Source organism: Nonomuraea turkmeniaca, from assembly GCF_005889735.1.
Taxonomy (GTDB): Bacteria; Actinomycetota; Actinomycetes; order Streptosporangiales; family Streptosporangiaceae; genus Nonomuraea; species Nonomuraea turkmeniaca.
This window is the reverse complement of record NZ_VCKY01000297.1, coordinates 1-11,401: the sequence shown is the minus strand read 5'-3', so window position 1 is coordinate 11,401 and position 11,401 is coordinate 1. Positions and strand designations below refer to the sequence as shown.

At 70.0% G+C, this 11,401-nt stretch carries 16 protein-coding genes and 1 pseudogene; 11 read left to right on the top strand and 6 right to left on the bottom strand.

The window, feature by feature from the left end:
• Positions 1-10: 10 nt before the first annotated feature.
• Positions 11-1,288, bottom strand: coding sequence for an FG-GAP-like repeat-containing protein (locus ETD86_RS48030; protein WP_170223683.1), 1,278 nt, complete (start codon positions 1,286-1,288; stop codon positions 11-13).
• 358 nt (positions 1,289-1,646) lie between these two features.
• On the opposite strand from ETD86_RS48030, the gene ETD86_RS48025 reads away from it, so the two are divergent.
• Positions 1,647-2,171: a hypothetical protein gene (locus tag ETD86_RS48025; RefSeq protein ID WP_138673298.1), complete on the top strand. Its 525-nt coding sequence runs from the start codon at positions 1,647-1,649 to the stop codon at positions 2,169-2,171.
• Between the two features lie 19 nt (positions 2,172-2,190).
• On the opposite strand, the gene ETD86_RS60435 is transcribed toward ETD86_RS48025, so the two are convergent.
• The 3 genes and pseudogenes from ETD86_RS60435 to ETD86_RS48015 form a co-directional block, all read right to left on the bottom strand.
• A complete protein-coding gene (locus ETD86_RS60435) occupies positions 2,191-2,487 on the bottom strand; it encodes a pentapeptide repeat-containing protein (protein WP_425465704.1) in 297 nt (98 codons plus the stop codon).
• A gap of 2 nt (positions 2,488-2,489) precedes the next feature.
• Positions 2,490-2,843 (bottom strand): annotated as a pseudogene (locus ETD86_RS60430) (pentapeptide repeat-containing protein); the annotation flags it as partial.
• 655 nt (positions 2,844-3,498) lie between these two features.
• Complete coding sequence (locus ETD86_RS48015) at positions 3,499-3,927, bottom strand: hypothetical protein (protein WP_138673297.1); 429 nt, start codon at positions 3,925-3,927, stop codon at positions 3,499-3,501.
• A gap of 104 nt (positions 3,928-4,031) precedes the next feature.
• Here ETD86_RS48015 and ETD86_RS48010 point away from each other — a divergent pair, with 104 nt between their 5' ends.
• The 6 genes from ETD86_RS48010 to ETD86_RS56205 all read left to right on the top strand — a co-directional run bounded on the left by ETD86_RS48010 (position 4,032) and on the right by ETD86_RS56205 (position 7,573).
• The gene (locus tag ETD86_RS48010) at positions 4,032-4,871 is read left to right on the top strand and encodes a hypothetical protein (RefSeq protein WP_138673296.1); all 840 of its coding nucleotides are present in this window, start codon (positions 4,032-4,034) and stop codon (positions 4,869-4,871) included.
• Complete coding sequence (locus ETD86_RS48005; RefSeq protein WP_138673295.1) at positions 4,829-5,122, top strand: GNAT family N-acetyltransferase; 294 nt, start codon at positions 4,829-4,831, stop codon at positions 5,120-5,122. The genes ETD86_RS48010 and ETD86_RS48005 overlap by 43 nt, the downstream gene beginning before the upstream one ends.
• Before the next feature lie 57 nt (positions 5,123-5,179).
• Positions 5,180-5,671, top strand: coding sequence for a hypothetical protein (locus tag ETD86_RS48000; protein WP_138673294.1), 492 nt, complete (start codon positions 5,180-5,182; stop codon positions 5,669-5,671).
• Positions 5,672-5,964: 293 nt separating this feature from the next.
• Positions 5,965-6,789, top strand: a complete 825-nt coding sequence (locus ETD86_RS47995) for a nitroreductase/quinone reductase family protein (RefSeq protein WP_138673293.1) — start codon at positions 5,965-5,967, stop codon at positions 6,787-6,789.
• A gap of 137 nt (positions 6,790-6,926) precedes the next feature.
• Positions 6,927-7,091, top strand: coding sequence for a hypothetical protein (locus ETD86_RS56210; RefSeq protein WP_170223680.1), 165 nt, complete (start codon positions 6,927-6,929; stop codon positions 7,089-7,091).
• 311 nt (positions 7,092-7,402) lie between these two features.
• Positions 7,403-7,573 carry a hypothetical protein gene (locus ETD86_RS56205; protein ID WP_170223679.1) on the top strand — a complete coding sequence of 57 codons (171 nt, stop codon included), beginning with the start codon at positions 7,403-7,405 and terminating at the stop codon, positions 7,571-7,573.
• A gap of 60 nt (positions 7,574-7,633) precedes the next feature.
• Here the strand turns inward: ETD86_RS56205 and ETD86_RS56200 are convergent, their stop codons facing one another.
• Entirely contained in the window at positions 7,634-7,792 is a 159-nt protein-coding gene (locus ETD86_RS56200) for a hypothetical protein (protein WP_170223678.1), read from the bottom strand.
• Between the two features lie 69 nt (positions 7,793-7,861).
• Between ETD86_RS56200 and ETD86_RS47990 the strand changes: the two genes are divergently transcribed.
• Both ETD86_RS47990 and ETD86_RS47985 read left to right on the top strand, forming a co-directional pair.
• Positions 7,862-8,428 (top strand): helix-turn-helix domain-containing protein, encoded by a 567-nt coding sequence (locus ETD86_RS47990; RefSeq protein ID WP_138673292.1) that lies wholly within the window; start codon positions 7,862-7,864, stop codon positions 8,426-8,428.
• Positions 8,429-8,445: 17 nt separating this feature from the next.
• Complete coding sequence (locus ETD86_RS47985; RefSeq protein ID WP_138673291.1) at positions 8,446-8,976, top strand: GNAT family N-acetyltransferase; 531 nt, start codon at positions 8,446-8,448, stop codon at positions 8,974-8,976.
• On the opposite strand, the gene ETD86_RS47980 is transcribed toward ETD86_RS47985, so the two are convergent.
• Positions 8,957-9,958, bottom strand: a complete 1,002-nt coding sequence (locus tag ETD86_RS47980; RefSeq protein WP_138673290.1) for a MurR/RpiR family transcriptional regulator — start codon at positions 9,956-9,958, stop codon at positions 8,957-8,959. The genes ETD86_RS47985 and ETD86_RS47980 overlap by 20 nt on opposite strands.
• Before the next feature lie 64 nt (positions 9,959-10,022).
• Here ETD86_RS47980 and thrC point away from each other — a divergent pair, with 64 nt between their 5' ends.
• On the top strand, positions 10,023-11,087 hold the full coding sequence (gene thrC / locus ETD86_RS47975) for a threonine synthase (RefSeq protein ID WP_211370777.1): 1,065 nt from the start codon (positions 10,023-10,025) through the stop codon (positions 11,085-11,087).
• Between the two features lie 89 nt (positions 11,088-11,176).
• Positions 11,177-11,401 (top strand): biotin transporter BioY (locus ETD86_RS47970; protein WP_211370776.1); only part of this gene is annotated, 225 nt, incomplete at its 3' end.

Sequence of the window (11,401 nt, the reverse complement as noted above, 5' to 3'; positions counted from 1 at the left end):
GTAGAAGCTCTCAGCCAGCCCAGGGCCAGAAGGAAGCTTGTCGCCAGGGGCGAACTTCCTCGTCGATGTAGTAGTTCCAGTCCACCCAGTTGGATGCCCGGACCGACTGATTGCCCACCTGGGTGATGATCCGGGCGGCGGTGAGAACGGGGCCGCGGGGCGAGGCCTTCGAGCCGGGGATGATCGCGACGCCGCCCGCGCCCGCCTGGCCGGAAGAGGCGGCGTTGGGAGCACCCAGGACGATCTCGGCGGCGCCGTCGCCGTTGACGTCGCCCACGGCCAGGTCACTGCCGACGCCCGAGCCGGCGTCGAACCAGCCGATGTCGTGCGCGGAGAAGCCGGGGAACTGGGAGAAGCCCGACGCCGAGCCGTACCAGACCTGCAGGCCGCGCAGGCTGGGGGTGACCATGACGACGTCCACGTGGCCGTCGCCGTCCACGTCGCCCATCGCCAGCTGGGAGTCCTTCTTGGGGCAGCCCAGCAGGTCGCGGTTCTGAGGGGTGCACAGAGCGCCCCAGGCCCACAGGCTGTCATCGCGCGTCGTCGGCTGCTGCCTCAGGTTGTCCTGCAGCCACAGGTACGGAGACTCCTCCTGGGCCTCGGGCGTGTATCTGCTGATGATCATGGCCATCTGCTGCCTGCCAGTGCCGCGGACGTCGCCGGTGGCGATCGCCCTGACCCTGACCTGCCCGTCGTAGAAGTAGTTCCGGGTCCACCCGTTGGTGTTGAAGCGGGCGGTCAGGGTGGAGGTGGGGTAGTAGACGCCGTCGAGGTAGAACCCGCTGCTGTCGTTGATGCCGACGATGTCGGCGCCCGGCTGGTCGTCGAACTGCCCGACGCGCAGACCCCATGCGAGGGCGCCGGGGCCACCGTAGCCTTCGGTGGTCGTGGTGCGGACACCCTCCTGGTTCCATGAGTCGACCTGAAAGGCCGGGTAGCCGCCGGCGAACAACAGCTCGGCCGCGCTGTCGCCGGTGACGTTGCCCGCGGCCACCGTCTCGCCCCAGTCTCGGCACGGGTTGCGCCAGGCGGACTTGCAGTCGGCCTCGGGGCGGCGCACGGCGTGGTCGTCGATCCCGTCCGGTCCTCCGTACAGGATCGTGACGGCGCCGGTGGTGCCGTTCGGGCCGGGGACGTTGGGAGTGCCGATTGCCAGGTCGTGGTAGCCGTCGCCGTTGAAGTCGCTGTTCACGGCGACCTGCGCCGCCGCAGCTGGCGGGGCGGGGAGGGTGAGCGCGGTGGCCAGGGTGAGAACGACCACCGGCCACGTCATCTTGATCACGGGCATGATCACAGGGTCGCGAATGTGACTTGCAGCTCGGTTGTGCCCCAATGAGGAGAGGAGTCTTACTGACACCCCTTCAGGCGTCGCACCGCGCATGAGAACCGACTCCACCACCTCCTGGGCGCACCTTCGCGCTACCATGATCGAACATGTCTTCGAGAAACGGGATAGGATGACGGCGGTGCCCGAGCCGCAACCAGTGGAAATCCTCCCGGATCGGGCCGGTTGGCTGCACTGCCTCCGCGTCCTCCCGAACGGAACTCGGGAGGCTCTGGTCTCCTGGGTTGATGTCGAAAGCGGCTTCAAGGGCAGGCCCGTTGATCAGACACCCGAGTGGGTTCCTGTCGCTCGTGTGCGCCGCATGCGCGGTACGGACTACAGCGCGATAGAGGCGGCGATCGAGCACGTCGAGACCACCATCGAGGAGTCCGGCCCCGCTCGGCCGACGCCGCCCGGGTGGCCGGCGCAGGTGCTGCCGCCTGATGACCCAGGCTGGGTTCATTCGGCCACATCCTGGCTGCTGGACATCCTGCCGCCTGACTACCGCACCCACTCCGAGATCATCACGAAGCCGCGAGCGTTGGCGTGGATGGCCGCAACGCACGTCGAGCACTATCAGGCGGCCGCCCAGCGGGGATACCGCAGCGCCGCTGTGGATCTGCGCATGCTGGCCGCGACCGGCTACGACCCGGAGGACGTGGAGGACCTGGTGCCGCGCGACCTCGACCAGCCGCCACCGAACCCGGTCACCGGTGCGGGGCCGGCGGAGCGGGTGGAGCCGCCGACCGTGTGGGGCGTCGTCGTCACCTGCGACTCGGAGGCCGAGCAGGTCGAACTCCTGGAGCGGCTGTCCGCCGAAGGTCACTCCGTCCGAGCCCTCATGTAGATCAATCGTCAACGTCGTGCTATGCCGCGACGGTCGGTTCCCCGTGCGCCTGTTCATCATTCGCGCCGTCGTCGGGCGGCTCGTACCGCTTCAGCACCGCGCCGGCAGGGCCGGTCACCACATCCCAGTCGTGCGGCCATACATGCGCTCGGCGTGGGTGCACCCCCTGTGCCTTCTCTAGATTGATGTCTGCACCCGCGTAGGCCGCCCAAAACGTGGTGTGGCCGGTGAAGGTCGCCCTCTCGAACGAGGCACCTTTGGCGAAGGTAGTCTCCTCGAAAGAGGTGTCGCCGGTGAAGGTCGCGCTCCGAACCAGGCGGTGCCACTGAAGGTTGCCTCGCTGAACCAGGCGTAGCCGGTGAAGGTCGTTCCCTCGAACGCCGCCCGGTCGACACGGCAGGAATCGAACCTGAAGTCGAGCAAGGTGGCACCGGTCAGGTCCAGCCGGATGTCGGGCCAGAAGACGGGGTTGGGGTGTTGCCACCAGCGCCGCTTTTGCCAGCGCAGGTGGTCGGCGAGTAGACGTTGGGCGGTGAGCCGGACCTGCCGTTCTTCGTTCGGGTCCCGGCTGGCCCGCGACTCCGCACGGCCAGGTGACCGCGTGCGGGCAGCGTGTTGGGCGGCGCGGATCTTCTCGTGCCGGTCCTCCTCGTGCGGAGGCGTCCACGGCATCCGCAGATAGGCGCAGATGACGTCAACGACGGTCTGCCGCAGGGCGGGGTTGTTCTGGGCGAGCTGTTCGAGGGCGTACAGGCCACCGAGGCGCACCGGAGCCTGGTTGCTGCCGAGCTGCTCGACGGCCTTGCTGAAGCGGTCGGTGTCGTGGCCGCGCTCGCCGAGCTGGAAGGTGCGCCGGGCGGTGTCGGCGTTGCGGGCGGTGTAGAACACCGCCAGTAACGCGGCCAGGCCTGTGGCCACGGCCAGGACGTTGCCTCGGATCGCCGCCAGTGCGGCGGCTCGATCCTTGTCCTCGGTGAACACCGTGGTGTGGTCGATATGCTCCAGCACCCACGTAGCGCCTGGACCCAGCATCCACACCAGCGCCGGAACCGCCAAGAGCACCAGCACGGTCACGACGATCGACGAAGACTTCACGGGCTGATGATGCTGCTCCGGCCTGCTTGGCGAACGCCGAGTGACGCGATCGTGATCAGAAACCCCGAGGGAGGAGAATCCTCGTGCGTGCGGGCATCATCCTCGCGGCCGCCGTACGCCGCACGGCCAGGGTGCTCCAGTATGAGCAGCCCCGCCCGCATCCTCAACGCCAAGACCTGGCGAAGAAGAGACGAACGGGACCTACGCCCCAGCGGCACCCATTACCGGAGCACTACGGGTTGCCGGTGCGGCACGCGGCGCCGCTGCCGGGCGCGTAGGCAACCCGGCCGAGATCGTCGGTGACGACAGCCGAATAGATCTTGGGTTGCGATGGCGAGCAGGCGAAGGTCACGCTGACACTTGAGATATGTGACGGGTCGCCGTAGACGTTCTCGATCGTGCTATAGAGAACGTCGTTGACGTACCAGCGCACAGTGTGCGGGTCCCAGGCGCCGATCGTGGTCGCGGTGCATCTGATCTTCAGCCTGGTCCAGCTCTCGCAGCCCACGTGCAGGTACGGCCCGGCCGACGACGCTGTAGCGCCGGAGTTGACCGCGCTCGCTGCCGCCCCGGCTCCCAGAGTCGTGGCCGCCGCGGCGACCGCGACCAGGACGAGCCTGGTCAGCCATCGTGGTGTCGGGTTTCGGTTCCAATGTTTCATCTGTTCGCCTCGCAGGATCGGTCGTCGATTGTCTTCTCCTTGGGGCGTGACATTCCGTTCCACCCCCGGCGTGATAGCACGCGACAGTAGGAAGGGAGCCGCTCGTGCGCGCGGACATCACGCTCGCCACCCCCGTACGCCGCACCGGCCGTGTCCTCCAGTTGCAGGGCATGTTCGACGTGCCGCTGGAGGAGAAGCTGACCACCTCCTGGTCGGCGCACCTGCCCGTCGAGGAACGGAAGTGGAACGTCGGCCTGCTCGTGGGCCCCAGCGGCGCCGGAAAGACCACCCTCGCCCGCGCGCTGTGGCCGGGCCTGCTCGTCGAAGCGCACACCTGGACGGACCGGGCGCTCGTGGACGACTTCCCCAAGGGGATGGGCATCAAGGACATCGTCGGCCTGCTGACCGCCGTGGGACTCTCGAGCCCGCCCGCGTGGCTCAGGCCGTACCGGACGCTGTCGAACGGGGAGGCGTTCCGCGCGAGCATGGCCCGCGCGCTGGCCGAGCAGTCGGGCCTGGTCGTCGTGGACGAGTTCACCAGCGTCGTGGACCGGCAGGTCGCGAAGGTCGCCTCCCACGCCGTGGCCAAGGCCGTCCGGCGGGGCGGTCGCCAGCTCGTCGCCGTCACCTGCCACTACGACGTGCTCGACTGGCTGCAGCCGGACTGGGTGTACGACGTGGCCACGGCCTCGTTCGCGTGGAGGTCGGTTCAACCCCGGCCGCGGCTCCGGCTCGATGTCCGGGTTGCTGACCGCTCCCTCTGGCAGGCTTTTCGCCACCATCACTATCTGAGCGCGGAGATCTCGAACACGGCGCGTTGCTTCGCCGGGTACGTGGACGGTCAGCCGGTCGCGTTCCTGGCGTACCGGCATTTCCAGCACCCCCGGGTGCGGAACATGAAGTGGAGCACCGCCTGGTGGTGCTGCCGGACTTTCAGGGGCTGAGCATCGGCGCTCGCATGTCGGAGTGGGTGGCGCAGCATCTCGCGGACCAGGGCTACCGGTACCGGTCCGTCAGCAGCCACCCTGCGCTCATCTCGTACCGGGACCGGTCGCCGCGGTGGCAGCGGCAGGCCCGCGCCCGCAAGCTGCACACCAGCTCGACGCGGTGGAACCAGCGCAAGGACACGCTCGACCCGCGCCGGCTCGGGCTCGTCTCCTTCGAGTACACTCCACCGATGCAGATCTTGGCGTGAAAGTTCGAGCCCATCGAGTCCCCGCATCGCGGCACGACACTCTGCCGAACACGCGTGATGAGCGGCGCCGCCTTCGTCATCGCCTCCCTGATCAAGCACGAGCACATCGTCCTCGACGAGTCATTAGACGTCCCCCTGGTGAGCTCGGCCACTACGAACTCGCCTACCTTGCGGGAGGACCGGAGCAGGGTGGCGGACACGGCGATCGCGCTGCTGGCCGAGTCGGGAGAGTTGCGCGTGAGCCGGGGGCGGCGGGTGCACCGGATGCGATCGCGTGCCACATCGCAGGAGCCGCTCGCAGTCCCGGTGCTCGATGCCGTCGCCTCCCGGTCGGAATTGTCGGTGGCCCAGCTTCGGATGGAGACGATGCGGGCGCTGTCGATGGCCGCGTTCGCGGGCTGCGTGGCCGTGGCGAGGCGAGCGAGCAGCGTCAGGAAACACCGGCGCGCCCGGCGGGCAGAGCTCGTCGGCGTGAGGGAGGGCGAGGGCGTGTCCGCGCATGGGTCCGCCGGCTGCGGTGGCTGCGGTGGCTGCGGTGGAGGCGGCTGAGGCGTCGACCTTTGAAGGCCGGCCCCCGAACAATTCCCGGCTTGACAAGATTTGCGGCAGATCGTGTAATAGCGGTCGCGTCGCGTGACGCCGCCTGGTGGACGGCGGTGGCATGGAGGCGCCGAATCAAAGGGGATGACGCCGTGACTACCTTCATCGGTCGTGCCTGAGCGCGTAGCCCCCGCGCGTCGTTCCATGCCTTCGGCGGTGTAGTCGAGCCGTCCGTCCTTTCTCTGGCATTCCGTGCGGGTTTCCCTTGTCATCGACACATCCCGCCTGGAGTGAGAACACGCATGCCCATTGACTTCAACCAGCAGATCATCGACGAGTTCCGCGCCAACCAGGGCCGGGTCGGCGGCCCGTTCGAGGGAGCCAGGCTGCTCCTGCTGACGACCGTCGGCGCCAAGACCGGCGCCCGCCGTACGACGCCGCTCGGCTACCTGCCCGACGGTGACCGCATCCTCATCATCGCCTCGGCCGGCGGCGCGCCCGCGCACCCGGCCTGGTACCACAACCTGCGCGCCAACCCGCAGGTCACCGTGGAAGACGGCGTCTTCACCTACCAGGCGAAGGCGGTCGTGCTGGAGAGCGAGGAGCGGGATCGCATGTTCGCCCGCGCCGTCGAGGCGGACCCCGGCTGGGCCGCGTACGAAACCATGTCTGGCCGGGTCCTGCCGGTGGTCGCGCTCATCCCGATCGACGGCGGGCCGCCGACCGGCCCCATGGGGGACGCGCTCAGGAGGCTGCACGACGCCTTCCGCAGGGAGCTGGCGATCATCCGCGGGGAGGTCGCCGCGTCGGGACCGCGGCTGGGCGCGCAGCTGCGGGTCAACTGCCTGACCCTGTGCCAGGGTTTGCACGTGCACCATGAGCGCGAGGACGGGTTCATGTTCCCGGCGCTGGAGGGTCGGCACCCGGAGCTCGCCGCGGCGCTGGAGCGGCTGCGGGCCGAGCACGCCGTCGTCCAAGAGCTCCTCGAGCGGTTGCAGGAGCTTCTGGCCGCGGACGACGTTTCTCCCGAGGCGCTGTCGAGCGAGGTGAACCGGCTCACCGCGGAGCTCGAGGCGCACCTGGACTACGAGGAGGAGCAGCTCGTGCCGCTGCTCAACGGCGCGTAGCTCCCGGGAACCAGACAGCGCGGGTGCCCGCGCCCGACCCATCGCCGGCATGGCGACCACCGTCGTGGGTCCCGGCGAGCGCACGCGTCCGGTCGCGCCCGCATGAACTGGAGCAGCGTCCGGGCGCAGAACGGTCGGTGGCGCCGTTCGCGGTGGGGATCGGCGTCGCGTTCACCGCGGGACTGCTCTCCCCGTGGTTCGCCCGGCCTGTCCTGGAGGGGGTGCCGCCGGGTGCGCTGCTCGGGCGGCCCAACGCGCAGCCGGTGATCGAAGTGCTGCCCGAGCGGCCGGCGCGCCGGTAGGAGTTCCCGCTGCGGGCGGAACTGGACCGGCACCGGCCCGGTCGAGCTGTCGGCTCGGGCGCCCACTACACACGGTCACGGCGGCGCTGGAGCCGGTCGGCAGCTCGCGCAGGATCTTCCCCACCGGACCGATACGTACTGAGCTAGAGGCGTGAGTCTCAACTGCCTTTCGGGCGGTCGCACCAGCCCGAGTGTAGGGGCGCGGCATCCCTGACCTTTGCCCTGCCCACCCCAACCTTTGCCTCACCGCTGTTTGCCGGGTCCGTGGAGGGCAGCCGAATCGCCGAGACGTTGAGCGAAGGAGCGCCACCATGGTCATCAGACCTGAACAGCTCGCCTTCTACGGGGTTCTCATCGCACTAGGAGCGCTGGAGATCGTGGAATGGCCCGTCGTGGCCATTGTCGGAGTCGGCCACCTCCTGGCCAGCCAGCACCGCTTCGTCATCCTGCGGGAAGCGGGAGAGGCTGCCGAAGCAGCCTGATCCCGGAGGCGATCGCCGGGGGATAGCCGCCTGCGAGCCGGTCGAGCCTGAGGTTCGTAGTCAGCTTGCAGGAGTTGGGTTATCGATCAGCGCCATTGAGGACTGGGGCAGGTGCGGGGCGAGCATGGAGACCTCGGCGTGCTCGCGGTCGGCGCCGGTCAGGACTCCTTCGCGCCCGTAGAAGACCTTGTTGTTGGCGCTGTTCCATACAGTCTGCACGCGGCCAAACCTGAGGCGACGGTCCGAAGAGGAATACGCTTGTCTCGTTTTTGGGATATATTCCCGGATATGAGACAGGCGGAGGAGTTGGATGTCCGGCTGGCCGAACGGCTGGCGGAGCTGCGCGTCGAGCGGGGCTGGTCGCTGGACGAGCTGGCCCACCGGGCCGCGATCAGCCGCTCGACCCTGTCGCGCCTGGAGCGCGGCGAGATCAGCCCGACCGCGGCGCTGCTCAACAAGCTCTGCGCGGTCTACGAGCGCACGATGTCGCGGCTGCTGGCCGAGGTCGAGTCAGAGCCGCCGCAGCTGGTGCGCGCCGAGGGCCAGAAGGTGTGGCGGGACGAGGAGTCCGGTTTCGTCCGCAGGTCGGTGTCACCACCGCACCCCGGCCTGCGCGGCGAGGTCGTCGAGGGTGTTCTGCGGCCGGGCGCGGACATCGTCTACGAGGCGCCCCCGGTGCCGGGGCTCGAGCAGCACATCTGGGCGCTCGAGGGCACGGTGGAGATCACCGCCAACGGTCGCGCGCACACCCTCGAATCCGGCGACTGCCTGCGCTTCCGGCTCTGGGGCGCCTCCCGCTTCCGCTGCCCGGGGCCGGACCCGGTGCGTTACGCGCTGCTCATCGTCCTGCCGTGAAAGCCGGGGAGTCCCTTATGCACGCCATTGACCGCCTGTCCGCCGGGGAGTTCGACGACGGGGTGAAGGAGCTGGCCGCTCTCCTGGTCGACGCCGTGGACGACGGCGCCTCCGTGGGTTTCCTGGCGCCGTTCGACCATGAGGCGGCTGCCGCGTGGTGGCGGGCGCAGGCCCCGGCCGTGGCCGACGGCCGTCTCATGGTGTGGGTCTCTCGCGACGACGCCCGCATCAACGCCAGCGTCAGCCTGGCCCTGGCCGCCAAGCCGAACGCCCGCCACCGTGCCGAGATCGTCAAACTCATGGTGCACCGCGAAGCCCGCGGCCGGGGGCTGTCGCGTGCCCTGCTGGCCATCGCCGAGCAGGCCGCGCTGGAGGCGGGAGCCGACCTGCTGCTGCTGGACACCGAGACGGGCAGCACCGCCGAGCACGTCTACCTCACCGGCGGCTGGACACGGTACGGCATCGTTCCCGCGTACGCCGGATCACCGGACGGCACGCTGCGCGACTGCAGTTTCTTCTACAAGCGGCTCACAGCAGGCTCTGCGTGAGCGTGTCCAGATCGGCCAGGCGCTGAGCGGGTGACAGGCGCGCGGCCGTGGCGACGAGCAGCAGCTCGGTGACGGCGATCTCGTGCGCCAGCGGCGCGATCGGCCCGGCTGCCTCGCGCGGCAGGCTGACCAGCACCTCCGCCTGGGCGGCCAGTGGGGACCGCCAGGCGTCGGTGACGAGCACCAGCCGCGCGCCGCGCGCGCGGGCGGCCTCCACGAACCGGGCGGTGGCGGGGGAGTAACGACGGAAGTCGTAGGCCGTGACCACGTCGGAAGGCCCCAGGTCCAGCAGGGCACGGGCGCGGGCCTGTGGCGCCTCCGGCACCCGGTGGGCGCCGGAGCGCAGGCTGGCGAGCTGACGGATCAGGTATTCGGCGGCCAGCTCGCTGAGCGGCCCGCCCAGCGCCCACACCGTGCGGGCCTCGGCGAGCAGCGCGGCCGCGGTCGTGATCAGGGGCTCGGAGAGGGCCGCGAGCGTGCCGTCCAGTCCCGAGCGCAGGTCGTCGGCGGCCCGCCGTAGCTCGGACGATCCCGTCTCGGCGGGTGCGGCCACCTCGTCGCCGGGCGTGCTCCCGGGAGGGCTGCTCGTGCCCGGCGCGCTCCCAGCAGGGCTGCTCGTGCCCGGCGCGCTCCCAGCAGGGCTGCTCGTGCCCGGCGCGCTCCCAGCAGGGCCGCTCGTGCCCGGCGCGCTCCCAGCAGGGCCGCTCGTGCCCGGCGCGCTGACGAATTCCAGCAGCCGCGACCGGTCCCGTGCCCCGTCCCTGACGGCGGCCTGGAAGTCGGCGAACCCGGCGTACCCGAGCCGGTCGAACAGCCGCGAGGCCGTCGGCGGGCTGACCCCCGCACGCTCGGCCAGCGCCCGCAGCGAGCCGAGTGCCGCGAACGGATAGTCGTCGAGCAGCACGCGCACGATCGCGCGCTCGCCGGGCGGCAGCTCGGAGTAGACGGCGCTGAGGCGGCTCTCCACCGGATCGTTCTCCATGCTGACAAATGTTACATCTACTCCCGCATACACAGGTTCACGAAACGGATGTTACGGTTCGGTCATGAGTACTTGGCATGGTTTGATCGACAGCCCCTACCGGCGCTGGTTGCCCGTCACCGACGACACCCCGGCCGTCTCGCTGAACGAGGGCAACACCCCGCTGTTGCGCTCGGCGTTCCTGTCCTCGCTGACCGGCTGCGAGGTGTGGCTGAAGGTCGAGGGCGCCAACCCGACTGGATCATTCAAGGACCGCGGCATGACGGTGGCGATCAGCCGGGCGGCCGAGCGCGGCGCCGAGACCGTCATCTGCGCCTCCACCGGCAACACCAGCGCCTCGGCCGCCGCGTACGCCGCCCGCGCCGGCCTCACCGCCGCCGTGCTCGTCCCCAGGGGCCGGATCGCGCTGGGCAAGCTGAGCCAGGCCGTACGCTACGGCGCCCGCATCGTGGAGATCGACGGCACCTTCGACGACTGCCTGCGCGTGACCCGCGAGCTGGCCGGCCACCACCCGGTCGCGCTGGTCAACTCGGTCGGCAACGAGCTGCGGCTGGCCGGCCAGCGTACGGTCGCCTACGAGGTCGTGGACGCGCTGGGCGACGCGCCGGACGTGCACTGCCTGCCCGTCGGCAACGGCGGCAACATCACCGCCACCTGGGGCGGCTACCGCACCTACCACCAGGCAGGCTTCGCCACCCGGCTGCCGCGTGTGTGGGGCTTCCAGGCGTCGGGCGCGGCGCCTCTGGTCCACGGGGCGCCGGTCGCCGACCCGCGGACCGAGGCGAGCGCGATCCGCGTCGGCAATCCGGCCAGCTGGGACGGCGCCATCGCGGCACGCGAGGAGTCCGGCGGGCTGATCGCCGCGGTGAGCGACGAGCAGATCTTCGCGGCGTACCGGGAGCTGGCCCGTCGCGACGGCGTGTTCGTCGAGCCGGCCTCGGCGGCCGGGGTGGCGGGACTGCTCGACCAGCACGCGCGCGGACAGCTGGAGGCGGGCCTGCGCGTGGTGATCACGCTGAGCGGCAACGGGCTGAAGGACCTCGATGCGTCCCTGCGTGACGGCTACACCGCGACCGAGACCTCCGCCGTCACCGCGGACGTGGCCCGCGCCCTGCGCCTGGCGGCCTGACCGGTATCGTTCGCTCGCAGACGATCGACCGGAAAGTTGTGGGATACCTCCATGCCTGAAGAGCCCCGTTCTGGTGTGAGATCGACCTCATGAAGAATGCAGGCAGGAAGCGCGGGTTCCCGACGGGAGACCTGGCGAGGGTGGCCGTGTTCGCCGCGCTGATCGCGGTGCTCGGCCTGCCGGGTTCGTTCAACGTCTTCGGCAACGCGGTTCCGATCACGTTGCAGACGCTGGGCGTGATGCTGGCGGGCGCGATCCTCGGCACCTGGCGGGCCGCGCTGGCGGTCGCGGTGCTGCTCGTGCTGGTCGCGGCG

Coding starts and splice junctions, on each gene's coding strand:
- ETD86_RS48030 (WP_170223683.1), bottom strand. CDS start 1,288: ATGCCCGTGATCAAGATGACGTGGCCGGTGGTCGTTCTCACCCTGGCC.
- ETD86_RS48025 (WP_138673298.1), top strand. CDS start 1,647: ATGCGCGGTACGGACTACAGCGCGATAGAGGCGGCGATCGAGCACGTC.
- ETD86_RS48015 (WP_138673297.1), bottom strand. CDS start 3,927: ATGAAACATTGGAACCGAAACCCGACACCACGATGGCTGACCAGGCTC.
- ETD86_RS48000 (WP_138673294.1), top strand. CDS start 5,180: ATGAGCGGCGCCGCCTTCGTCATCGCCTCCCTGATCAAGCACGAGCAC.
- ETD86_RS47995 (WP_138673293.1), top strand. CDS start 5,965: ATGCCCATTGACTTCAACCAGCAGATCATCGACGAGTTCCGCGCCAAC.
- ETD86_RS56205 (WP_170223679.1), top strand. CDS start 7,403: ATGGTCATCAGACCTGAACAGCTCGCCTTCTACGGGGTTCTCATCGCA.
- ETD86_RS47990 (WP_138673292.1), top strand. CDS start 7,862: ATGAGACAGGCGGAGGAGTTGGATGTCCGGCTGGCCGAACGGCTGGCG.
- ETD86_RS47985 (WP_138673291.1), top strand. CDS start 8,446: ATGCACGCCATTGACCGCCTGTCCGCCGGGGAGTTCGACGACGGGGTG.
- ETD86_RS47980 (WP_138673290.1), bottom strand. CDS start 9,958: ATGGAGAACGATCCGGTGGAGAGCCGCCTCAGCGCCGTCTACTCCGAG.
- thrC (WP_211370777.1), top strand. CDS start 10,023: ATGAGTACTTGGCATGGTTTGATCGACAGCCCCTACCGGCGCTGGTTG.